The following is a 22,665-nucleotide window of genomic DNA, read 5'->3' on the forward strand; positions in this document are numbered from 1 at the left end:
TTCGACCATGACAGTGCTTTTACGGTGCGGGAGCCATTAGTTGCATGTGATCCTGATGCCGTTGAGTGTCTGGGTCGTCGATCTCTGGATGGTTTTCGAGATGGGCCCGGTAGGCGGCTGAGAGACCGTGTTCTCGCGCACCGGCTGTGACCAGAGACTTGTACCAGCGGTAGGGTTTCAGTGACGCGTCGATGGCCGTTTTCATCGCAATGTACAATTCGGCCTCGACCCTTTCCTGGCTACCCTGCGCATTGACAATCACACGCCGCCGCTCGTAGCCGGATCCCAACGATTCGGCAATGTCCAACGCCTGTGTTTCCGCACTGCAAATGTGAAAGAGCACTCCGATCACGACATGCGATGGGTCGCCGGTATGAAATGCGTCGCATTTCCCCGAGCCATCGGTTGACCGTTTGTGAAATTTCAAACGGTACCCAGGCAACTGAGCCGTCCCTAGCGGCCGACAGCTTGGCGTGCGCTGCCGCAGCCGTTCGGTCAGCATGTTGGATCCGTATGCAAAATAGAGAATCGAATCGTCGGTCGAGCGTGCATGCAGCGAATTCATGAAAATCCTTGGAAACCAGGCCAATCGGCGGGGGCAACCAAGCATAGTGAAAACCGACGACTGCTTGCCAGGTGTTGAATCGCGTCCTTTGAAAGTTTGAATCGCAAAGGATTAGCGGTAGAGGGGGGGGAATTTGGCATTGGAATTAGCAAAGCAGAATCCACGCTCTTGTGCTGCGTGGTCGCCCCCCTTAGGTTCGAGTGCGGCGGACCGCCGGCAACCGCTGGATGCTGAACGCTGGAAGCCGCGTATTTGGAAGCGATGCATTTTGGAACCTGAACCGAACATTCCCGCGCAGGACGGCCCTCTCTCACAACATCATTACGATGATTTGGCTCTTGCGACCGAGCGTGCCAAACCGATCCGTCGCGCGGCTCGCGTGGCGACGTTCAATGGTTGGACCATGGCGATCATCGCAGCCCTCTCGGTCCCCTTTGCGATCTCCGGCTGGGTCGCTCTGTTGGTTGCAATCGGCTTGACCATTGTTGCCATCGTGGAGTTTCGAGGTCGCAACCGGTTGTTGAAGTTTGATCCGAGCGCCGCATCATTGCTGGGCTGGAATCAAATCGGCTTGCTGACGTTGATCGTCGTTTATTGTTTGTGGATGCTGTTCGGGGGCGCAACCGACATTCAAGCCCACCCTGAACTGGCGCAATTGCTGGGGCGCGACGGACTGGCACTCTACCGAACGTTCGTGATCGGGTTTTACGCCACCGTGATCGCGCTGACGGTGATCTTCCAGGGCGGCAACGCGTTCTATTACTTCACCCGGCGCAAATACATTGTGGCCTATCGAGAACAAACGCCGCAGTGGGTTCAGGACTTTCGTGACGCCAACAGCTGATCAACAGAGTGCATCCCGATCAGCCATTTGGGCGTTGCCAAAACGCCACGGCCGCTGACCTTTCGAAACGTATCGCATGATCTGCCAACGTTTCCCCGGCAGAGATTACCGGTAGGCTCATGCTGGTTCTAAGACTTCTGCAAACTGTCACAAACTTTATGGCACAAGGTCGCTGCGCGTAGTAGGTTTTTTTTAGCTTCGTTGATCAGAATTTTTTTGATTGTTGAAGCCCTATTTGCCTGCCCTTTGGTTCGCTGCAGAACCGATTTCCATATTCGTTTTGTGAACACCACATGCCTCGCTTCATCGCTTCACTTTGCTCATTAGCTGTTATTGCCATCGTCGCTGCTCCTATCGATGCGGGAGTGATTGTCAGTGCCAATGGACAACCGAATTCGGATCCACCCAGCTTGGTTCTGGGCAGCAATTTCCTGGGAACCATTGGAGCCCCGGTGCCGCAGCCGATTTTCGATGCCCAGTTTGACCCGGCCGCGGAACTTGCCCCGGGTTTCGCCTCAGCCTTGGCAAGTGTGAGCAACGATTTCAAGTTTGTCTTGCAAGGTGTAAACGCTTTTGGTGCAGCACAGCCAACAGGCGGTTTGGGCAATGGAATTATTCAGGGAACGATGGGCGGAACGTTCTCCGTTTTCGGCGGGAACACGCTCTTGCTTTCCGGTTCGCTGGGCTTCGGTGTCTTACAGGGCACGTCGACCTCACCAACAGGTCTGTTCCTTGGTGAAGCCCTCTTTTACGATGGCTTGTTGTTACCCTTTCTAGAGACAAGTTCGGGCTATTTCGAATCCTCGCTCTTCAATATCGAAACCCCTACACCGAACGGTCCGCTTTCGAGTTTTGAGATTGCTGAAAACGGCATGCTGGCAGATTTCACCGCCGCTCACTCATTCGCCATTTTAGCCGTTCCGGCCGCGAACGTTCCGGAACCCACGACGATGGTTTCGTTTTCGTTGCTGATGATGTGTGGTGGCATGGGCTTCCGCCGCCGACGACGCTAATGCCTAAAAACGTTGCCCCCCGCGCGGAATGCGGGTTGTTGATTTATCAACCCGACGCGTGAGTTTTGAAGTTGCGATTTTCATCACAACCCAAAGCGTGAGCGAGGGATTTTGGGTGTGAACGGGATCCCTCCCTGACGCATCGCGGTTACCATTCTCACGCTGATTAACTTTCGAAGACTAAATTCAGCCGCGGAATGCGGCGGTGAATCATGGACAATCTCTTTCACGATCTGCCTGATTCGCTGCCAGATGAACTCAGCGAAGTGCTGGGGAAATCCGAGCACGTCCGCATCGAACGCATCGTTTCGACTGGCCAATGTTCGCCGCCCGGTCACTGGTACGACCAACAGCAGGACGAATGGGTGGTCGTTTTATCCGGTGCGGCGCGGCTGGAATTTGCCGACGGCAGCACGCGTGAGATGACTATCGGCGATTATCTGTTGATCCCCGCCCACCAGAAACACCGCGTGGATTGGACCACCGCGGACGAGCCGACCGTCTGGTTGGCCGTGTTTTTTTAGCAAACCCTGGGACGGGCACCGGCTGGTAGCATCCATGTTATAGACCCAACACGCTGCACGGGCGTGGGGATTCAACCTGGATGCCAATTGTGATGCCCCCAGAAGAGCTGGCCAATATCTGGAGACGCTACTCATCGCGTTTGCTGTTGATCGCAAGATCGATCGGCGAGCCGGCGGAAGATGCGGTGCAGGAAGCGTTCCTGCAATTGTCCAGACAAGCGGCCGCCCCAAACGACCCTTTGGCTTGGTTGGTCACCGTCACCCGCAACCAATTGTTGCAGTGGCATCGCAGCGGCCAGCGACGGCGCCGGCGTGAACAGGCCGAACAGCCGAGTGTTTGGTTTGACGGCGAGGCCGCCAAATTGGACGCCACTCTGGATGCCCAGCACGTGACCGATGCACTGCGAGATCTTTCGCCCGACCAACGGCAAGTGATCGTCATGCACCTGTGGGGAGAAATGAGTTTTGATGCCATCGCAACGCTAATGGGCAGTTCTCGTTCCTCCGCCCATCGAACCTTTCAATCAGGAATCCGCGACATGCGGCAACGATTCAATCCCGATCCCACTTCCAGCTTGGCAGTTCGCACCCATGAATGAGCGACCACACGACCCCAGCGATGACGCATTTGCAAGTCGGTTGGCCCAGTTGACTCCTGCGGCAGCGCCGAGCGATCGGATGAGTGTCGAAACCATGTTGTATCAGGCGGGATACCAAGCCGGTGCCGAACACGTTTCCAACCCTGCATCGCCAAGGTTTGTTCGCGGCTGGACACCGATGGTCGCGGCAAGTTTGCTGACCGCCATGCTGACGCTTCCGGTCGCCTATCAAGTCGGCCAACTTCAATCACCCGATCCGATCCAAGTCATCGCACAGCGCGAACCAACGCCAGAGAAACCGTCTGGAACCACACACGTCGCGACAGCCGATCAAGCAACCGCCAGCGTTGCCGAGCCAGCTTGGCCAGCCGCCGCGCCCCGATCCAGATTGAACCTGGCACGGATTCTGCGACCCGACTGGGAACCGTTGAATTCTCATGCACAACAACTGACGGCGTTCCATGGGACGACCTTGGAATCGTTTCCGAGGTCCGAATGGGCCGCTGGTGCCGAGGAGACCGCGGGTGAACCTGCCATCGCGCGGACCACGACGTTATCAGCGGGCGACCTTGACCGCTGGAGCAACGATCTGACACTGAATCCAATTCCCTTCCGGGTGGAAAAATGATGAGAAACTCCTTGCGCAGTCACACGACGTTGGTCTGCCTAGCGATTTGCCTGGCATCGAATTCAATCGGTCACAGCCAGGTCATGCTGTCGCCGACATTCCAACAGTATCAGCCAGCGGAGGCGGCAAACGTTGCGCCGCGGACAATCCAACTCGCGGCGCAACAGCAGCCCGATCCGCTACTGCGTTATCGATTGTGGCCGGCGCCGGAATATCGTCGGCCACGACCGGCGATGGTCGCGGTCAATCGCGCCTTGTTGCTGGTTTCACAGGTATCGCCGCGTGAAAAGCGGCAATTTCTGCAGCAGTATGACCAGTGGTCCGCGTCGGCGATCGATGAAATCCCGCTGGAGCAAGCCAAGGCAATTTGCCAGCCGTTTGCCACCGCGATCAGCGTGCTTCGCAGCGGCGAGAATTGGATGGACTTGGCCTATGATCTGGGCATCGAAGAGATGTCCACTCGAGAAAAGGCCGCCACACTCTTGCCGGAATACCAAGAGATGCGTGATCTGGCGCGCTTACTGAGTTTGCGGGTAAAAGTCGCAGCGGCAGAGCAACGCTGGGAAGATGCGATCGCGGATTTGCGGTTGGGATTCCGCTTGTCTGAAATTGCCAGTCACGCCACCGACACGCTGCTGGGTCGGGTGATCGGAATCGCGATTGCCAATGTGATGATGGAAACAATCGAAGTGATCATCAGCCAGCCGGACTGCCCAAGTCTGTATTGGGCGCTGGCCGGTGTGCCGATCGAGCGGATGACCGAGATGCGGCAAGCATTGGAATACGAATCCACGCTGGCGTCTCAATTAGGGAACATCGCCGGATTGCCAGCACTGACCAACCAGATGATCGGCCAGGATGCTGCGGTGGTTCGTCTGAAAGAGATCCTGGATGCCTATGCGACTGATTTTCAATCGACCAGTCCGACCAGCCAAAACGTGGTGCTGCGGCAACTGTCGACCGGGTTGTACGTCGCAATGATGGTGCCGATGTCACGCGAGTTGTTATCGCACAGCCCCGATTGGAAAGATCGCGTCGCGGATCTTTCCGATGCCGAAGCGGTGCTGCGGGCGAGCGATTTTGAATTGGCACGGATCCGAGACCGCTGGCTGGCTTGGTCGTCGTTACCACAGCGACAAAGAAACCAAATCCGGGACATTCGCGACACACAGATGACCACCGTTTCCGATTCGAACACGATCGGAGCACAGTTTGCTCGACAACTGTTGCCGGCAGTCGACCAGGCCTTTGCAGCGGCGACGGAGGCTCGGCAGCGGCACCATCGTTTGATCAGTCTGGAAGCCTTGCGGTTGCATGCCGGTCAAACCGGCGAGTTGCCTGAAAGCATTCAGAATCTATCTCCGGTTCCCGCTTGGGATGATTCGTTGTCAGAAACCCCGTTTGAATATGTCCGCAAGTCCGCCACGCACGCGACATTAAGCCGCGCCCGGGGCCTGCGAAACCAAGACGATCTGGTCGTTGAAATCCATTTACAGGTAGCACAATGAATTTTCCGCCTCGCCCCCACAACCTTCTCCTGTTGATCTCGGCTTGGATGATCTCCGCGGTCGGATCGATCGCTGCGGCCCAGGAAACGCAATTAGAAGTGGCCAGTCCAAAACCGGTGTTGATCAACGATCTGGCCGCCAGTCATCCCGCGTCGGCCTACGTCAATGAATCGACCCTCGCCATTGCCGAGGTTGATTGGACCAAGCTGGATTTGAACGCCCTGTTCGGACTGATCCAAAAATTGACCGGTGACCGCCCGGAATCAATTCCACCGATCGAAGCCTTTTTCGAGAAACTACGACACGGCCAAGCCGGCAAGATCTATGCCATCGCCGGACCAGAGTTCCTAAACGAGGGTGTTCCCCTGTTGGTCATTCCGACTGCCAAACCGCAACCGTTAGCGGATTCATTGAAACCGATGTTGAACGATGCTGTGGCGGTGGCCCGCGCTGGCAACGCAATCTTGATCGGCGATCCGAAACAACTGGAGCGATGCCAAACGTTTGTTCCGTCCAGTCGCAATGAATTGTTTTCGCCGCTGCAAGATGCCAAGCGGCTCGACCACACCCTTGTGCTGGCAATCCCAGATGCAATGCGAGCGATGTTGGGCAAACTGTGGCCGGACCAACCGCCTGTCGGACTGCCCGAATCGGTTTCACCACAGCAAATGGTGACGGACATCTCCCGTGTCGTGTTCTCCGTTCGCACGCCACCGAAATTGTTGGTCAACGTCTCCATTGACACAGCGGACCCACCGTCAGCCGACCGTGTCCGATCGGCGATCAACGACATCAAACAGAACGACGCCCAGGTCTGGGAGCAAGTGACGATTGAGCATTCACAACGTCAGATTCGATTGCAAGCCGACGACCACCTTGTCGAACTGCTGCAAACGATCGCCACCAAGGCACGTGATGCGGAACGACAGAGGACCCTGGTCGATACGCTACGTCAACTTGGGCTGGCGACTCATCTGTACGTGGGCCGAGAACAACACTTGCCACCGCGTTGTTTTGTGGATCCCGACGGCAAACCACTCCACAGTTGGATCGTGGCGCTGATGCCGGACTTTGAACAACTGGCACTCTATCGCACGATTCGACTGGACCGTGCCTGGGATGATCCCGCCAATTCACTGTTGAAAACAATCACTCTCAAAGGCCTGGGTGATTCGCGTCTGCCGCCAACATTCACCACCATTCGTGCGCCGGTCTTTCCCGGGTCGGTGTGGCAGGGTGATGGCCCACCTAAAACGTTGCAACAGATCACCGACGGAACAGGCGACACGATTCTGTTGATTGATGCTCCGCCGACCGCGGCGATTCACTGGGCCGACCCGACACCATGGCAAATCTCGACCGAGGACCCGATCGCGGATGTCTTTGGTGACCGCGATCGCGTGCGGGTGCTGTTTGTCGACGGGTCGGTGCGGTTGCTGCTGCGATCCGAGACGACGGCGGAGAGTCTGAAATCGATGCTCACCTATGCGGGTAAAGACTAGACCAACCCTGCCCGGGAGCCGACGTTTAGAAGATCTGGCAATCAAGATCGGCATGTCATTTGCGTCAGCGGTCAATTCAACTCATGCATGTGAATCGACCCCACCACGAGCGAGAATGCGACGATGTTTCATCAACCTCCTGCTTTACGATCTCTACCGAGCCCCACATCGCGCAGGGTTTTGAGCCCGCCGGTTGGATTAGCGTTCTGCCTGGCGGTTTGTCTGCCAATGGCTGCCCAGGCGCAGCGTCCGGATGTCCCGTCGCGTCCCGCCATTGAACGTTCACCGACTGGCGGTGTGACGGTGATGCGAACACTAGACGATGTGATCGTTGCCATCGACGGCATCGGCACGGAAAGAATCCTGGATCCGGTCAACTCGATCACGGTCGACGGGCAGCTCACACTCGGTGTGACACTGACCGATTCGCCGTTGGGCTGCGAGGTCACGTCGGTGCAAGAGGGACTGGCGGGCGACCGTGCGGGGCTGATCCGCGGAGACAAAATCGTCCAGATTGACGAAGCGGACATCGAGACGCCAAGGGACATTCAGGATGCGATCGGAAATCATCCGCCGGGTGAGTTGATGCGGCTGGTGTACATCCGTAACAACAAACGGTACGAGCGAGAAATTAAATTCGTCGCTCCTGCGGCGGACGTCACTCCCGCGGTGCCGGGAGCAGCGACGACGGCCGAAATCACACGGCTGCGACGCGAGGTCCAGTTGCTTCGCCGCGACGTTTTGGTGCTGCGGGATGCCATGGCCGTTCTGGTCAATCGACAGTTGCGACAACTGGAACGACGATAGCGATTGCTGCCGGCTGTGCTAGACTACTCCAATCCACGCCGTTGACGTCTTGGAGCGTGGTTTTTGGTGTCACAACGCGAGTAGTAATATGAAGATGCACCGGGCTTTTGAGCGAATTTCGCTCGTGCTTATGGCGGTCTGCTGGACCGGCCTTTCGGTCGCCACGGCGGCTGACAAACCGAACATTGTGATCATTTGGGGTGACGATATTGGCAGGTCCAACATCAGCGCCTACACCCGGGGAGTAATGGGATATCAGACCCCGAACATTGATCGCGTGGCCAATGAGGGCATGATGTTCACGGATTATTATGCGGAACAGAGCTGCACGGCGGGACGTGCCTCATTCATCATGGGACAGCACGGGATGCGTACGGGACTGACGAAAGTCGGCCTGCCCGGCGCTGCGGTTGGCATGCAGGTCGAAGATCCGACGATTGCGGGCCTGTTGAAGAATCACGGCTATGCGACCGGACAATTCGGAAAAAATCATCTGGGCGACCGTGATGAGATGCTGCCGACCAACCATGGTTTCGACGAGTTCTATGGCAACCTGTACCACTTGAATGCCGAGGAAGAACCCGAGCATCGGGATTACCCAAAGGATCCCGAATTTCGCAAGAAGTATGGCCCCCGCGGTGTACTGCACTCTTACGCTGATGGTCGCATTGAAGACACCGGCCCGCTGACAAGAAAGCGGATGGAAACCATTGACGATGACGTCGCCAGCCGTGCGGCCGACTTCATGGAACGTCAATCCAAAGCCGACAAACCGTTTTTTGTCTGGGTCAACTTCACCCACATGCACTTTCGCACTCACCTGAAAGAGGAAAGCAAAGGCCAGTCTGGTCGCTGGATGAGCGAATACTCCGACGCGATGATCGATCACGACAAAAACGTCGGTACCGTGCTGGACAAGATCGACGAATTAGGGCTGAACGACAACACGTTTGTGATGTACAGCACCGACAACGGGCCGCACATGAATACCTGGCCCGATGCAGCGATGACGCCGTTTCGCAACGAAAAAAACAGCAACTGGGAAGGCGCCTATCGCGTTCCCGCGATGGTCCGCTATCCCGGTAAAATCAAACCCGGTGTGGTGTCCAACGGAATCGTGTCTCACCTCGATTGGTTGCCTACCATTCTGGCGATGGCCGGCGAACCCGATGTCAAAGAAAAATTGCTCAAAGGGCATCGCGCGATCGGACGTGACTACAAAGTGCACTTGGATGGTTTCAACCTGCTTCCCTATCTGACGGGAGAGGAGGAGAAATCTCCCCGAGAATCGTTCTTCTATGCGAACGACGACCAGCAACTGACGGCATTGCGTTACGACAACTGGAAACTGGTGTTCCTGGAGCAGCGCGTGCGAGGCACGTTGCAGATTTGGGCCGAGCCGTTTGTCAGTCTCCGCTTGCCAAAAATCTTCAATCTGCGGACCGATCCCTACGAGCGCGCCGACGTCACCTCCAACACCTACTACGACTGGTTGCTCGATCGCGCCTTCTTGTTGGTGCCCGCCCAGGACTACGTGGGAACCTTCTTGCAGACGTTCAAGGAGTTTCCGCCCCGTCAAAAAGCGGCAAGTTTCAATTTGGACGAAGTCATGGAGAAACTGAAGCAACCCGGTTCCTGATCGGTTAAAACCCATTCGTTGCGTTCGCCGAGGATAAACGAATTGGGTTAACAATGAGTTGGTCAACATTGGGCCTGGCTGTGTGAACGGCCAGGCCCAATGCATAGGTGGGCGGTCGTTGCAATGTTTGGAATTTCTTTCGGTTAAAAACAGGTGAATTCGATGGTCAAGGGTTTGGGCGCCGCACCGGTGCGTCAGGTTTTGTTGTCTGCGTTGTTGATGGCGTTTGCGGCGACGTCGGCCAGAGCCCAGACATTGCGCGCCGTCGTCGAGGCGGACTATCAATCCCATTTGGCAGATCTGTTTGACCATTTTCACCGCAACCCAGAATTGTCGTTGGCCGAATACAAGACCGCCGCGCGGATGGCTCGCGAATTGCGTGCGGTCGGATTTGATGTGACCGAAGGCGTCGGCGGCACCGGTGTGGTCGCACTCATGAAAAATGGCGAGGGGCCGCTGGTGATGATGCGTGCCGACATGGATGGATTACCGGTGCAAGAAAAATCCGGACTGGCCAATGCCTCGACCGCGACCCAAACCAGTCCGATCACCGGTGAGGTTGTCCCGGTGATGCACGCCTGTGGGCATGACGTGCATGTCACAAGCCTGGTCGGCACGGCGCGGTACATGTCGACCCACCGCGATCAATGGCAGGGAACATTGATGTTGATCGTGCAACCGGCCGAAGAACGAATCATGGGCGCGCGGGCGATGAAGAATGATCGATTGTGGCAGCGATTCGGAACGCCCGATTTTGCACTCGCCTTTCATGTCACCTCTCGCGACCGAACCGGACTGGTCAACGTTTCCGAGGGCAGTCCCTACGCCGGATCGGACACCGTCGACATTCTGATCCACGGTGTGGGCGCGCACGGCGCCAGTCCCCATCGCGGTAAAGACCCGATCGTCTTGGGCAGCCAGATCGTGTTGGCGCTGCAAACACTGGTTGCCCGCGAGTTACCGCCACGTGAACCGGGCGTCGTCACCGTCGGCTCCTTTCATGCCGGCACCAAGCACAACATCATTCCCGACAGCGCTCGATTGCAGTTGACCGTCCGCAGCACCAGTCCGGAAACCCGCCAGACGTTGTTGGATGGCATCAAACGCATCGCCACCAACATGGGCCGTGTCGCCGGTTTGCCCGACGACAAGTTGCCGGAAGTAACGGTGTCCAAGGAAAGCGTCCCGCCGACCAACAATGACCCCGAACTGGCGCGACGCTTGCGCAAAGTCTGGCAACAGAAATTGGGCGAAGACCAAGTGATCGACAAACCGTCGCAAGGCATGGGGGCCGAGGATTTCCCGTATTTCACTTCCAACCCCAAGATCCCGTCGGTGTATTGGTCGGTCGGTGGCACACCACAATCGGCGATCGACACCGAAGCGGACGGCGGTGACCCGGTGCCGAGCCACCATTCGCCGCTGTTTAAAATCGATCCCGATCCGTCAGTCAAACGGGGCGTGGAATCGACGGTGACGGCACTCTTGGAATTGATGGGTACCGAATGAATTCAACACATCCTTGGTGGTTGGCCGGTGGATTCCAAGACAGTCATCCACAAGTCACCGTTGGGATCCACGCAGTTTCGATCGCGAATCGCCAGACTCATTGGGACATGCACAAATCGTGTGTGCCAGCGACTGACGACCATCCGTGTCCGACCACTCATCGCCGCATGCACCGCGTTGTGTGCCAGACGGGTGCAAAAAACGCTGTCGTAGGGATTGGCCGGGACGCTGCGAATCACATAGCTGGGGTCGATGTACTTTAGATTCAACTCCCATTGCTGTTGGGCAAAGTGATTTTCGATCTGCTGCTTCAACCAAATCCCAACGTCACTCAGACGCTGATTGCCCGAGGCATCGGTCTGCTGTTGCTGATCCATCAAATTTTGCCCGGCGCCTTCGGCGACCACAATCACAGCGTTGCCACATTGGTCCAACCGACGTTTCAATGATGCCAACAATCCATGGTCACCGTCGAGCCGAAACGGGACCTCGGGGATCAACACAAAATTGGCATCGTTCGACGCCAGGGAAGCGTAACAAGCGATGAAACCGCTGTGGCGTCCCATTAATTTGACCAGACCGACACCCTGCGGTGCTCCACAGGCTTCAACGTGTGCGGCACGGACCACGGACGTGCCTTCACTGAGCGCCGTTTGAAAACCAAAGCTTTGGTCGGTAAACATGATGTCGTTGTCGATGGTCTTGGGGATGCCAATGACCGCAATGTCCAATCCCCGCCGCTTGATTTCATCAGCGATCGACAGCGCGCCGCGGATGGTCCCGTCGCCGCCGATGACCATCAAAATCCCAATCTCCATCGCGACCAACCGATCAACGACTTCTGCCGGATCCTGTTGCCCCCGTGACGATCCGAGCACCGTCCCGCCGTGTTCATGAATGTTCTCGACGAATTCAGGCGTCATTTCGTGAACCGGTCGCTCGTGCCGCTCCACCAACCCTTGGTATCCGTTGCAAAACCCGTACACCATTTGGATCCCGTAGCGGCGTGTCAGTTCATTGACGACCGAGCGAATCACATTGTTCAACCCCGGGCACAGGCCGCCACAAGTGACAATGGCGGCGCGCGTTTTGGACGGCTCAAAAAAGATTTTGCGGCGAGCGCCGGCCGGTTCCAATCCGCCCAGCGGTTCATCGGGATTCCAATTCGCCGACAGCGCCGACGCCGTGTTGTCGACCAAGATTCGATCCGATTCCTCCACATAGTTGATCGAGTATTGGCGATAATCAAGCAGCGGTGTGAGCGGCGATTGGATCGTGCAAGCGCCGAGTTGTTCGATTCGAAAGTCATCTTGGTGATACATCATGCTCTTTCCTAGCTGAACAGCCGACGGATTCCCCTCCGCGGACACTGCCATAAGAAACCGCATCCGGATACCCAGATCAAGCAAGTTAAAACCAACGGCATTGATTCGGCAGTTTGATCGATTCAATAGCGACATCGCCGCCATTGGAAGAAACAAAACTCTCTCATCACATCACGTCGCGGATCCATGATCGAAATCAATTTGAAACGCTATCGAAGTTTTATGAGTTAACGCACACGCAAAAGCGTGGAGCGACGACATGGACGCACTTTGATCGCCACAATTATTCACAGATGGGAATCGACGACAGCTACGCGGTGGGCGGCGGAAAAATAGCTGCCGCACTGGCTGCCGAAGACCCGCGCAATGAAGAGATGGCGATGATCAACCTGGCCACCGCCGAGGCGGCGCGCAGCCAAGTCGTTTATCAAATCATCGTACGCATGCTGTACGACCCCAGGAAAAAATTGCCGTGGTCTGAGTTCAAACCAATCCTGATCGGATCCTGGATTTTCAACACGACAGAAAACCATAAAACGAAACCGATCCAATACGGCGCACTAGGCGCCGCAGACTACTACAACGCCAAAGCCAAGAATGCCATCGCGTCGATTCGAACGCTCGGTTTTCAACTGGATTGATCCCACCCCCTAGAAATCAATGATCCGTCAGAGGACCATTAGTGGTGAACCGCTGAGTCGGCCGCGGAGGACGTGGATTGACGGACGTCCTGCAGTCGCTGCGCGCATTGCCGTGCTAGATCCGGTTGATCGCAATCAAAGAACAGCGTCGCGATTCGTTTCAGGCAACATTGGCAGGTGATTTGGTCCAACTGCGATGGGATCACGCTGCTGACGACCGCCAATGCTTCGGTGGGGCGATCCAAACGCACGAGTAGCGAAGTCAACCCGATTCGATAATGGACGCTTTCAGGTTCCAAATCCACGGCGCGGCGAATCAAGGCTTCGGTGACGGATGTCGGATAGCCACACAGCGAGGCGTAGTAACCCATTTGATAGTGCACTTGGGCGGCGTCGGGTGCAACCAATCCCGCTTGGCGACAGGCTTCCATCGCCAACACAGGCTCGTCAACCGCTTCCAATGACGCCGCGATTCTCAACAGTTGGGCTTCATCAAGCCCGCCCGAGGTCGCAGCCGTCATGAGCAGGTCGCGCGACAACGATTTGCGGCCGATGCCGCCATACGCCGTCGCCAAATCAATCCGCGTTTCCCAGTCCAGCGGGATCAGCAAGCTGGCATGCTCGAGCGCTTCGATCCCATCCTGCAACTGGCCACGGCGCAGCAGCGCTCGGCCAAGAATTTGCCAAGCCCGACCCTCATCAGGGTCTTGTGCCAATGCGTACTGTGCAAATTTGGCGGCGTAGTAAAACCGCTGACTTTCGTATTCGCGGATCGCGAAATCCAGATTATTGCTCAGAGCTTGTGTGATGGTTGAGGCATCAAAATCGATCATTGCAAGCCACGCTCGTTGGAGGGTAGGTGAAGCCGGCTTGTGCAACCGGCATCAAAGACAGAGGGACCGCTGGACGTGCAAACATCAGCGGCGCAACCTGGGCGTGGCGGGCTAGGACGCCGGCGAGACGGGTTGGGAACGGTCGCCGGACGTCGCATGGCTAGCTGCGTCGCCAGTCACTGCAAATGAGAATCGTTATCATCAGCATTGGCATTTCGGCGTGGCTTGTCAACCGAGGTCTGGCGAAAACGTCGTGAATGACCGCCGCCAGCCGCTGAGACGGTTTCTGCCGGTTGTCCTAGCCGGCCTGGTGAATCGTGAACCCTGAATCGAACAATTTTGCTTCCCCCGCTACGCCACAACCTAGCGTTCAGGAATGCTCTGACATTTGTCTATTCGGATTGTATTCGGGGGAATTTCACATGATCCGTTCGTTCACCATTTTGCTTGCCGCTGCGTTGGGTGCCCACTGTGCACTGGACTGCAGCACCGCCGACGCTCAATTGTTCAGCGGAAAGCGACTCAGCCGGTTACGCGACAATCTGATCGGCGCGCCTGCAATTTCCCGACCACCAACCGCCGATCGCACGCCCAGCCGCTACCGGTCTCAAGTCCCTGCGCCGTCGATGGGATTGAGTATCGGAATCGGCAGCTACCCGTATTATGGCTATCCGCCGCCGGGTTCGTTTAATCCCTACCGATTCGATAGCTACACGCACGACCCTTATCGTCTGGGACGTTTCGATGCCCCGGATTTGCTGAATGATCCGTATTTCCGCGAACGAACTCGATACGACAGTCGCTATCCGGGACGTTACCGCAGCCCCCTGGTTTTGCGCTCGACGGTTCCAGCACCTGACGTGGTGCCATCGTCGCTGCCACCGCTGCATCGCCCCAGTTATTCCGTGCCCGCGCCTTTGTCGTACGGGAGTTCGGTTTCGGAAGACTATGTGAATTCAGCGTCGGACGATCGGACCGCACGTTTGCAATTAGCCAGTGACCGACTGGCACGCAGTTTGGCCGACCGCGCCGACGGCGACGCCTGGCTACAGTTCTTGGCACCCGGCGATGTCCCTGGGTTGGTCGAACGGCAAGATTGGAACGGGCTGAGCGATTTGCTGTCTCACTACAACGGCATCACCAACAATCCCGATTTGACATCGATCGTGACGGCAGCCGGATTTGCCGAAACCCGAGTGCTGATGGAACAACTGGTCCGCCGCCACACCGACTCTGGCATCGATCAAACTCCCAGCTATGAAGTCCCCAGCTATCAAACTCCCAGCCAGCGCGTCGACCAACTCTTGAACGAGTCGAACCGACTGCTGCCAGACGAGCGAGCCGATCAGGACGTTCCAATGGATCAACAACCGGAACTGGAACTACCGGAAGTCGAAGACTTGCCGAGCCCGCTGCCGAGTCTAGAGCTGGATTCGCCTCGAACCGCCAGCGAAGAAATCTAGCGACCGGCCGGCTGCCCTCATCCCATCGTTGGAGTTCACGCTTCAGCGTGGCCGGCCTGTTTTCCCACCCCTCTATCAAGGCGCGGCTCGCGCGCTACCGCAGACGCTGGATCGACGGAACGATCCACGATGACCGCTGACTGGCCCGCTGTGAGGCTGGTGATTTCCCGCAGCAACCTGCTAGCGGTGCCAGAGGCCCCCGAGAGGCACCAGAACGGGGGGCAGACTGAATATTTGACAACGCCTATTGCAGGGGCTATCGTCACGTCTTCTGTAATGCGTTTTACCGACATTATCTAGTCTGCCATCACTCTGTTCCGCTCTTCAATCTCTTCTTGAGACGCTCTTCATGCCGCTCCGCCATTCCAAGAAGCGTGGTCTGCCAGTTCAATTGTCCGGCACTTTGCGACGTCGACGCCGCGTCCTGTTAGAGCGATTGGAAACGCGGCAACTGCTGGCCGGTGACATGACGTTTGCCGACTCCCTGCCCACCGCCGAAGAGGCGGAGTATGGAAACGCGGTGTTAACAGAAGATGGACGCGCGGCGTGCCTGGCGTTTAAAGCGACCAGTTTGGCGGAAGGAGAATTGCCGGCGGGCGACCCCGAAGAAGCACCCGGTGATGTCGATCTATCGGTCAGCATCGTGCAACCGCCTGGCCCGCTGGCTCCCGGCAGCCCACTGACGTCAACGATCACGTTCGAAAATGCAGGCCCACAGCCTGCGGATGCCAGTGATCTGCAGGTCGCGTTTGATGCCGGCCTGACAGGAATCACTTGGCAACGCGAAGTGTTCCAGCCCTCACCGGCCTTGGTGACCGCAACCGGATTGGATGGAGACAACGGGTTCAGTATCCCCGGTGACTCCGGATCTTCACTCAGCGGAACGTCTGTGTCGGGAATTGGTGACGTGAACGATGACGGCATCGACGACATCGCGATTGGTGCAGCCGTTGGCGACCTGGTGGTCGTGTTTGGTTCGAGCGCCGGATTTGGTGCCAATTTCGACGTCACATCTCTGGACGGCAGCAACGGATTTCGAGTCACAGGAACGAGTGGAAATGCGTTGGTTGCCGATGGAGCCGGGGACGTCAACGGCGATGGCATCGATGATTTGATCATCGGTGACAGTTTCGAACTTGATTCAGGCCAAGCGTTTGTCATTTTCGGTCAATCAACATTCGCATCCGCGGTCGATGCATCTGCCTTGAACGGCACGACCGGGTTTTCGATCAGCGGGATCAATTCGGGCGATGGCCTGGGGTCGAGCGTCAGTGGCGCCGGTGACATCAACGGCGACGGCATCGCTGACATCGTAGTGGGCGCCTCCAACGCAAAACAATCCTCAGCCCCGGCGATTGAAAACACCGGCGAAGCCTATGTGATTTTTGGCAAAGACACCGCAGCGACGACTCTCTTCCCAGCCGCCTTTGACCTGACCACACTGAACGGCGGAAACGGTTTTGTTGTGCAAGCCGAAGCCGCAGGCGACTTGCTGGGTGCCGTCGTGGACAACGCCGGCGACGTCAACGGAGACACCATTGACGATTTATTGATCACCGCGCCGGGCAACCCAACCAGCACGACGCTAGGCGCCGCCTATGTCTTGTATGGCCAGGACACCGGATTTGGCGCTAACCTAGCCCTGGCCGGACTTTCCAGCAGCAATGGATTCAAAATTGCCGGCATCCGAAGCGGACAAGCTTTGGGTAGTTCAGCATCGGGTCTCGGCGACATCAACGGCGATGGGTTCGATGATCTCGTGATCGCCGAAGCAGCCGATGCAGCCCAGGCCCTGGGTGGCGCGCAAGGCTACGTGGTCTTGGGACACAACAACACGACCGGATCGTTTGATCTGACGTCACTGGTCGGGTCCAACGGATTCACGTTCGTGCAGTCCAATAGCGCCAGCCCGAGCCCGCTGCGAGTCAGCGAGGCGGGGGACATCAATGGCGACGGACTGGACGATCTATTGGTCGGTGCCGCCGCGGCGCAGGTCGGTAGCAGCACGATCCCCGGCGGTGCCTTTGCGGTCTATGGCACCGACAGCGGGTTTGCCGCAGCGATCACCCTGGCAGACCTGGACGGCAACAACGGGTTCCGCTTCGAGGGCGAGGACGTGTTGGGGAATGCCGGTGATGCCGTTGGTTCAGCCGGTGACATCAACGGCGACGGACTGGCTGACGTGATTGTTGGCGCCCCCTTTGCCGCGGCGATTGCCGGTGAGAGCTATGTCGTTTTTGGTCGCGGATCAACCTTCACCGCGGGCAGTGGCGCGATCAACCAAACGGTCGACATCGATGCCGGCGGACGAGTGATTTACCACGTCGATGCGACGATTGCGGCCGGACCAACTGAAACGGTGGTCGACGCGACGGCAGCGGGCAGCGACGACAACACCCCGGGTAATAACACGGCATCCGCGACGACGTTGATCACCGCAGCGGCGGCACCAACGGTATCATCGATACAGATCAACGACGGATCCGCCAGCCGCTCTCAAATCACTTCCATTACCGTCACCTTCGATTCGATCGTGAACGAGACTGAAGTTGCGAGTGCATTTAGCATCAGCCAAATCGACGATAATGTCGATGTTGGGATTATCAACGCCGATGTAGACAGTACATCCGGAGTGACTATCGTAACACTGACATTTGACGGAACGTCGACGGTTTCACGGCTAGGTACAGGTCCACTAGGCAATTCACTCGCCGACGGAAACTACCTACTAACAATTGACACTTCGAAAGTCCTGATCGGTAGTGTCCCGATGGACGCAAATGATCCAGACCGGTTTTTTGGAGGCAATGTTGCTGCAGATGTTCTGAATGATGACTTCTTCCGCCTATTGGGAGATGCAAACGGCGACGGGTTCCGAAACGGAATTGACCTCAACCAAATCATTCCAACGCTTTTCAGCACCATTAATTACCGAGCAGACTTAGACACAAACGGAGACGGGGCGAGCAACGGAATTGACCTGAACGCCTTGATCCCAACCCTGTTCGGATCAGGCCGACTATAAAAATTCGCACGGGGATTTTTGACTAATCGGAGGTGAGCCCTCTGTTTCCAGTTCCACTCGTCGAACTATTCATCATTCAACCGGAGAGATCCGAATGAGATCCGCTGTTTTTTCAATAATACTGCTGGCCGTACTCACGCCCAACGAAGGGCGTGCTGCGTTGGTCTACGACCTGTTCCTCCGTACGTCGCTTGGTGATGGACTTGATTCGACGTTTGATGTTGCCGCCAACACCTCTATCACCGGTGCCCAGGTGATTCTTCGCGAAACCGTTTCCGGCGGAGACTCATCGCTACTCGCGGCAAGCAATTTAAATGCCTTCAACGCCACTGTCAGTGCCAGTGGTTCAGATGGAAGCTTTGACAACTTGGTCACCGACGTGACTGGTGGTGTAGCTGGCCCGCAAAACGACAGCGATACGTTGAACTATTTTGCGTTAGGGCCGATCCTGTCACAACCGGGACGCACATCGACAGATGCAGGAGCAGGAGTGCGTGAGATTGTGCTTGGCGTATTGGATCTTAGCGGCCCGATGGCGGGTAGCACTGTTTTCACCATTTCCGATGCCAGCGGAGCAGATGGAGACTTTACAACGTTTGATTCAGCGGGAGGTCTCGAGAGCTTATCGGTCGCCTCTGGTGGTGGATTTTTTGGCCGCTCATTCACGCTCAACGCCCCCACCGCCATTCCAGAACCTTCGTCGTTGTTCTGCTTGTCGATGATCGGCTCTGGGTTTCTCTTGCGTCGACGACGTCGCTAGATCGCTTCGCAGCGCCGGCCCTGCCGCGAGACAGGCCGACTGAACCCTGGCGGGATCAGCTACGATTCCAACCAACCCGCCGTAGCTGGGCCGGCCACGGTTCAGATTCCCTCAGCACCCGCCACCGTCTGAACCCTTGGCGGGATCAGCTACGATTCCAACCAACACGCCGTAGCTGGGCCGGCCACGGTTCAGATTCCCTCAGCACCCGCCACCGTCTGAACCCTGGCGGGATCAGCTACGTTGCCAACCAACCGACCCGCCGTAGCTGGGCCGGCCACGGTTCAGATCTCCCCCCGGCACCCGCCACCGTCTGAACCCTTGGCGGGATCAGCTACGATTTCAACCCACGCGATTCCGACCGCGCGCAACCTCGACGCGCTGCGTTGGTAGCGGACGGGCGTGATTCGCGGTAGCTTATCAGGCCTGTTCCATCCTGCCTCTCGCCGGAGTTGCTGTCGCCACGATGACGCTGCTGATCATTTACCTGTGTGCTGCGATCGGGTTTTCGTTTTACTGCAGTGTCGCCGAAGCGGTGCTGCTATCGATCACGCCGTCGTTCATCGCCACGCTGCGTGATTCCAAACCGGCCGACGCCCTGCGTCTGGCGCGGCTGAAGGAAAATATCGACCGCCCACTGGCCGCCATCCTCAGCCTGAACACGATCGCTCACACCATCGGCGCCGCCGGCGTCGGTGCTCAAGCCGCCGCGCTGTGGGGCAGCCAATCACTCGCGGTCGTCAGCGCCTTGATGACTCTGCTGATTCTGATCTTCAGCGAGATCATCCCCAAAACCATCGGGGCCCTGTACTGGCGCTCGCTAGGTCCCTTTGTCGCCCGCACCGTGGGCGTGCTGATCTGGGTGCTGTACCCGTTGGTTTGGTTGAGCGAACAATTGACCAAAGTCCTGTCGGGCGGCAAAAGCCATCACACGCTGACCCGCGAAGAATTGGGTGCGATGGCTGAGATCGGTGCCCAGCAAGGCGTGTTGGGCGAAGACGAATCGCGGCTGTTTCATTCCCTGATGCGGTTTCCCCAAATCCGGGTCACCGACATCATGACACCGCGGGTGGTTGTGATCGCGCTGGACGAATCATTGACCGTTAGCCGGGCCCTGGAACTGCACCCGAATCTGCAAGTCACTCGCGTGCCGATCTACAAGAGCAGCTTGGACCACGCCAGCGGATTCGTGATGCGGTCGGACCTGCTGTTAGCGAAAAGCCGGGGAGAGGGTGACAAACTACTGGCCGAGCTCAAGCGTGAACTGACCACCGTGCATGACTCGATGTCCGCCAAAGCGGCGCTCGACGCGCTACTGAAAAATCGCCAGCACATCGCGCTGGTGACCGATCAGTACGGCAGCGCCGTCGGCATCGTGACTCTGGAAGACGTGATCGAAACGCTGCTGGGACTGGAAATCGTTGACGAACACGACACCCAAGTCGACATGCAAAAGTATGCCCGCCAGCGCTGGAAAACCCGGGCCAAAAAAATTGGACTGGAAGTCGAATCCGACGACCAGGCCTAGGCTTTGTTGGCTTCTTCGATACGAAACATGTCGCGCCAGGGCAACTGGATGCCGCCATCGATCGTCAGCGTGCTGCCGGTGATGTATTCACTCTCTTCGCGACACAGAAAAACCACCCCACGCCCGATTTCGGCGGGTTGCCCCAGTCGCTTCCACGGCAACTTGGCCGCTTCGGCTTGCAGGGTTTCTTCGGTAAAGAACTTGCGCTCCCCCGGGGTATCGATCCAGCCGGGGTGGATGATGTTGCAGCGAATCCGATGCTGGGCGAGTTCACAGGCTGCCGTCCGCGCCATCTGGTCATTGGCCGCCTTGGCCATGTTGTAGGCCATCGCCCCAGGCATCGCTAAGTGCGCATGGGGACTGCTGATGACGACGATGTTTCCGCCTTGGCCGGCATCGACCATCGCCGCGGCGCCCGAACGCACCATGTAAAACGCCCCCCACATGCTGACATCGATCGTCTTGCGGAACTCGTCCAAGTCCGATTCCAGCATCAAGTGGCGGTCGCTATAGGCAGCGTTGCTGACCACGATGTCCAACCCGCCCATGGTGTCGATCGCGGTCTGCAACATCGCTTCGGTTTGCTGCCTGTCCGAGACATCGGCCTGGACCATGAACGCATCGCCGCCGGCAGCCTTGCACTCGGCAACGACTTCCTCCGCCTCCTGCGGCTTTGACCGATAGTTCACCGCCACGGTCGCGCCGGCGCGAGCGAGTTCGACGGCGATCCCACGCCCAATGCCTTGCGACGCGCCGCTGACGATCGCTCGTTTGCCGGTTAATTCTTTCATGTTGGGTGTCAGCAGAGAAATAGTGGGGGGAGAGTGTGTTGGTACGAAAGAGCAGAACGCGATCCGCTCCATTTTGATCGAATCAGGGTATCGCGGAATCAGCCCGTTTAAAACCAGCGCAGCCGCCGGCTGGAAAGATGCCGTAGCGGATTGACGACGGGGCTCAATTCGCAGGTTTTCTTTCAGATATGGTTAATTTCTGTCATTTAGTGCTTGAATTCTATCATTCATGGGAGAAAACTCTCACACACAAGGCAAATACGCAATCTAGGCAAATTTTCGTGGCTGATCCCGTCAACGGTTCTGCTCGCATTCCCTCGGAAATCCGATCGTCCAGTCACGGGCGGCGTGAGCGGCTGCGCGGGATGATTCGCCAGACCGGGTTCGCATCTTTGGGTGAATTGGCCGAAACGCTGACGGTTAGCGAATCGACGGTGCGTCGTGATTTAGAGCATTTGGAGCAAACCGGCGACGTTCGGCGGACTCACGGCGGCGTGTTTTGGACCGGCGAGAGTGCCACGATCCGAGCGTTTGAAGGTCGCAAAGACACCACGTGGTCGGTCAAAGCCGCGATCGGTGCGGCGGCGGCGGAGTTGATCGAGGAACACGACACCATTTTGCTTGATGGCGGCAGCACAACCTACGAACTGGCACGCTGCCTGGTCGGCCGCAAGTTACAGGTGGTGACCAATAGTTTGCCGGTGGCCCATTTGCTGTCCAGCAGTGACTCGATCGATCTGGTCACGATCGGCGGCTGTGTCCGCGGCCGCACGGCCGTCGCGATCGGGCCGATGGCCGAATCGATGCTACGCCAAATCAACGTCCGACTGGCGTTTCTGTCGGTCGCCGGAATCAACCAGCGCGGCTATTTCAACAACAACATGATGTTGGTCGAGAGTGAGAAGGCGATGCTAGCCGCCGCCGACCAGGCCTATGTCGTCAGCGATCACACCAAGTTCGGCAAAGTCAGTTTGTCCCATCTGTGTCGATTGCAAGACGTTCAAGGCGTCGTCACCGACAGCGGTCTGGATTCATGTTGGAAAAAGCAAATCGAAGACGCTGGCGTGGAACTAGTGTTAGCAGAGCGCAAACCAAACGACAGCCAATCCAAACCATCCGACGCCGGTCAATCATAAGACCGGCAAACCGTTTCCACACCGG

The 22,665-nt window shown here is 57.3% G+C and carries 20 protein-coding genes; 16 read left to right on the forward strand and 4 right to left on the reverse strand.

From position 1 onward, the window contains the following. Positions 1–19 precede the first annotated feature (19 nt). The gene (locus NHH03_RS23200; RefSeq protein ID WP_253160177.1) at positions 20–565 is read right to left on the reverse strand and encodes a gamma-glutamylcyclotransferase family protein; all 546 of its coding nucleotides are present in this window, start codon (positions 563–565) and stop codon (positions 20–22) included. 268 nt (positions 566–833) lie between these two features. On the opposite strand from NHH03_RS23200, the gene NHH03_RS23205 reads away from it, so the two are divergent. The 10 genes from NHH03_RS23205 (at position 834) to NHH03_RS23250 (ending at position 11,138) form a co-directional block, all read left to right on the forward strand. Then, positions 834–1,409, forward strand: a complete 576-nt coding sequence (locus NHH03_RS23205; protein WP_253160179.1) for a hypothetical protein — start codon at positions 834–836, stop codon at positions 1,407–1,409. A gap of 293 nt (positions 1,410–1,702) precedes the next feature. After that, entirely contained in the window at positions 1,703–2,422 is a 720-nt protein-coding gene (locus NHH03_RS23210; protein ID WP_253160181.1) for a PEP-CTERM sorting domain-containing protein, read from the forward strand. A 212-nt stretch (positions 2,423–2,634) separates the two neighbouring features. Further along, positions 2,635–2,946, forward strand: coding sequence for a cupin domain-containing protein (locus NHH03_RS23215; protein WP_253160184.1), 312 nt, complete (start codon positions 2,635–2,637; stop codon positions 2,944–2,946). 92 nt (positions 2,947–3,038) lie between these two features. Further along, positions 3,039–3,545, forward strand: coding sequence for an RNA polymerase sigma factor (locus NHH03_RS23220; RefSeq protein ID WP_253160186.1), 507 nt, complete (start codon positions 3,039–3,041; stop codon positions 3,543–3,545). After that, a complete protein-coding gene (locus NHH03_RS23225) occupies positions 3,538–4,173 on the forward strand; it encodes a hypothetical protein (protein WP_253160189.1) in 636 nt (211 codons plus the stop codon). Before NHH03_RS23220 ends, NHH03_RS23225 begins: the two co-directional genes overlap by 8 nt. Continuing rightward, the gene (locus tag NHH03_RS23230; protein WP_253160192.1) at positions 4,170–5,681 is read left to right on the forward strand and encodes a hypothetical protein; all 1,512 of its coding nucleotides are present in this window, start codon (positions 4,170–4,172) and stop codon (positions 5,679–5,681) included. The genes NHH03_RS23225 and NHH03_RS23230 overlap by 4 nt, the downstream gene beginning before the upstream one ends. Next, positions 5,678–7,183 (forward strand): DUF1559 family PulG-like putative transporter, encoded by a 1,506-nt coding sequence (locus NHH03_RS23235; RefSeq protein ID WP_253160194.1) that lies wholly within the window; start codon positions 5,678–5,680, stop codon positions 7,181–7,183. Before NHH03_RS23230 ends, NHH03_RS23235 begins: the two co-directional genes overlap by 4 nt. Before the next feature lie 228 nt (positions 7,184–7,411). Next, the gene (locus tag NHH03_RS23240) at positions 7,412–7,990 is read left to right on the forward strand and encodes a PDZ domain-containing protein (RefSeq protein ID WP_253160196.1); all 579 of its coding nucleotides are present in this window, start codon (positions 7,412–7,414) and stop codon (positions 7,988–7,990) included. A 130-nt stretch (positions 7,991–8,120) separates the two neighbouring features. Beyond that, positions 8,121–9,629, forward strand: a complete 1,509-nt coding sequence (locus NHH03_RS23245; protein WP_253160198.1) for an arylsulfatase — start codon at positions 8,121–8,123, stop codon at positions 9,627–9,629. A gap of 162 nt (positions 9,630–9,791) precedes the next feature. Further along, a complete protein-coding gene (locus tag NHH03_RS23250) occupies positions 9,792–11,138 on the forward strand; it encodes an amidohydrolase (protein ID WP_253160244.1) in 1,347 nt (448 codons plus the stop codon). Between the two features lie 2 nt (positions 11,139–11,140). Here NHH03_RS23250 and NHH03_RS23255 read toward each other — a convergent pair whose 3' ends face one another. After that, positions 11,141–12,463, reverse strand: a complete 1,323-nt coding sequence (locus NHH03_RS23255; protein WP_253160200.1) for an ATP-dependent 6-phosphofructokinase — start codon at positions 12,461–12,463, stop codon at positions 11,141–11,143. Between the two features lie 113 nt (positions 12,464–12,576). Between NHH03_RS23255 and NHH03_RS23260 the strand changes: the two genes are divergently transcribed. Next, the gene (locus NHH03_RS23260) at positions 12,577–13,104 is read left to right on the forward strand and encodes a hypothetical protein (protein WP_253160202.1); all 528 of its coding nucleotides are present in this window, start codon (positions 12,577–12,579) and stop codon (positions 13,102–13,104) included. 38 nt (positions 13,105–13,142) lie between these two features. Here NHH03_RS23260 and NHH03_RS23265 read toward each other — a convergent pair whose 3' ends face one another. Beyond that, a complete protein-coding gene (locus NHH03_RS23265) occupies positions 13,143–13,937 on the reverse strand; it encodes a tetratricopeptide repeat protein (RefSeq protein WP_253160204.1) in 795 nt (264 codons plus the stop codon). 422 nt (positions 13,938–14,359) lie between these two features. Between NHH03_RS23265 and NHH03_RS23270 the strand changes: the two genes are divergently transcribed. From NHH03_RS23270 to NHH03_RS23285, 4 genes are all read left to right on the forward strand, one after another. Beyond that, positions 14,360–15,400 (forward strand): hypothetical protein, encoded by a 1,041-nt coding sequence (locus tag NHH03_RS23270; protein WP_253160207.1) that lies wholly within the window; start codon positions 14,360–14,362, stop codon positions 15,398–15,400. Positions 15,401–15,749: 349 nt separating this feature from the next. Beyond that, complete coding sequence (locus NHH03_RS23275) at positions 15,750–18,425, forward strand: beta strand repeat-containing protein (protein WP_253160209.1); 2,676 nt, start codon at positions 15,750–15,752, stop codon at positions 18,423–18,425. 94 nt (positions 18,426–18,519) lie between these two features. Next, a complete protein-coding gene (locus NHH03_RS23280; protein ID WP_253160211.1) occupies positions 18,520–19,185 on the forward strand; it encodes a PEP-CTERM sorting domain-containing protein in 666 nt (221 codons plus the stop codon). Positions 19,186–19,651: 466 nt separating this feature from the next. Further along, positions 19,652–20,713, forward strand: coding sequence for a CNNM domain-containing protein (locus tag NHH03_RS23285; RefSeq protein WP_253160213.1), 1,062 nt, complete (start codon positions 19,652–19,654; stop codon positions 20,711–20,713). On the opposite strand, the gene NHH03_RS23290 is transcribed toward NHH03_RS23285, so the two are convergent. Next, a complete protein-coding gene (locus NHH03_RS23290; protein ID WP_253160215.1) occupies positions 20,710–21,504 on the reverse strand; it encodes an SDR family NAD(P)-dependent oxidoreductase in 795 nt (264 codons plus the stop codon). The two genes, NHH03_RS23285 and NHH03_RS23290, sit on opposite strands and share 4 nt — an antisense overlap. Positions 21,505–21,827: 323 nt before the next feature. Between NHH03_RS23290 and NHH03_RS23295 the strand changes: the two genes are divergently transcribed. Beyond that, complete coding sequence (locus tag NHH03_RS23295; RefSeq protein ID WP_390895618.1) at positions 21,828–22,640, forward strand: DeoR/GlpR family DNA-binding transcription regulator; 813 nt, start codon at positions 21,828–21,830, stop codon at positions 22,638–22,640. Positions 22,641–22,665 lie beyond the last annotated feature (25 nt).

Origin of the sequence: Stieleria tagensis (assembly GCF_024129865.1) — a bacterium.
In the GTDB taxonomy this organism is placed as follows: domain Bacteria; phylum Planctomycetota; class Planctomycetia; order Pirellulales; family Pirellulaceae; genus Stieleria; species Stieleria tagensis.

Coding starts and splice junctions, on each gene's coding strand:
- NHH03_RS23215 (WP_253160184.1), top strand. CDS start 2,635: ATGGACAATCTCTTTCACGATCTGCCTGATTCGCTGCCAGATGAACTC.
- NHH03_RS23285 (WP_253160213.1), top strand. CDS start 19,652: ATGACGCTGCTGATCATTTACCTGTGTGCTGCGATCGGGTTTTCGTTT.
- NHH03_RS23235 (WP_253160194.1), top strand. CDS start 5,678: ATGAATTTTCCGCCTCGCCCCCACAACCTTCTCCTGTTGATCTCGGCT.
- NHH03_RS23225 (WP_253160189.1), top strand. CDS start 3,538: ATGAATGAGCGACCACACGACCCCAGCGATGACGCATTTGCAAGTCGG.
- NHH03_RS23255 (WP_253160200.1), bottom strand. CDS start 12,463: ATGATGTATCACCAAGATGACTTTCGAATCGAACAACTCGGCGCTTGC.
- NHH03_RS23220 (WP_253160186.1), top strand. CDS start 3,039: ATGCCCCCAGAAGAGCTGGCCAATATCTGGAGACGCTACTCATCGCGT.
- NHH03_RS23290 (WP_253160215.1), bottom strand. CDS start 21,504: ATGAAAGAATTAACCGGCAAACGAGCGATCGTCAGCGGCGCGTCGCAA.
- NHH03_RS23230 (WP_253160192.1), top strand. CDS start 4,170: ATGATGAGAAACTCCTTGCGCAGTCACACGACGTTGGTCTGCCTAGCG.
- NHH03_RS23270 (WP_253160207.1), top strand. CDS start 14,360: ATGATCCGTTCGTTCACCATTTTGCTTGCCGCTGCGTTGGGTGCCCAC.
- NHH03_RS23265 (WP_253160204.1), bottom strand. CDS start 13,937: ATGATCGATTTTGATGCCTCAACCATCACACAAGCTCTGAGCAATAAT.
- NHH03_RS23275 (WP_253160209.1), top strand. CDS start 15,750: ATGCCGCTCCGCCATTCCAAGAAGCGTGGTCTGCCAGTTCAATTGTCC.
- NHH03_RS23200 (WP_253160177.1), bottom strand. CDS start 565: ATGAATTCGCTGCATGCACGCTCGACCGACGATTCGATTCTCTATTTT.
- NHH03_RS23245 (WP_253160198.1), top strand. CDS start 8,121: ATGGCGGTCTGCTGGACCGGCCTTTCGGTCGCCACGGCGGCTGACAAA.
- NHH03_RS23280 (WP_253160211.1), top strand. CDS start 18,520: ATGAGATCCGCTGTTTTTTCAATAATACTGCTGGCCGTACTCACGCCC.
- NHH03_RS23210 (WP_253160181.1), top strand. CDS start 1,703: ATGCCTCGCTTCATCGCTTCACTTTGCTCATTAGCTGTTATTGCCATC.
- NHH03_RS23250 (WP_253160244.1), top strand. CDS start 9,792: ATGGTCAAGGGTTTGGGCGCCGCACCGGTGCGTCAGGTTTTGTTGTCT.
- NHH03_RS23240 (WP_253160196.1), top strand. CDS start 7,412: ATGGCTGCCCAGGCGCAGCGTCCGGATGTCCCGTCGCGTCCCGCCATT.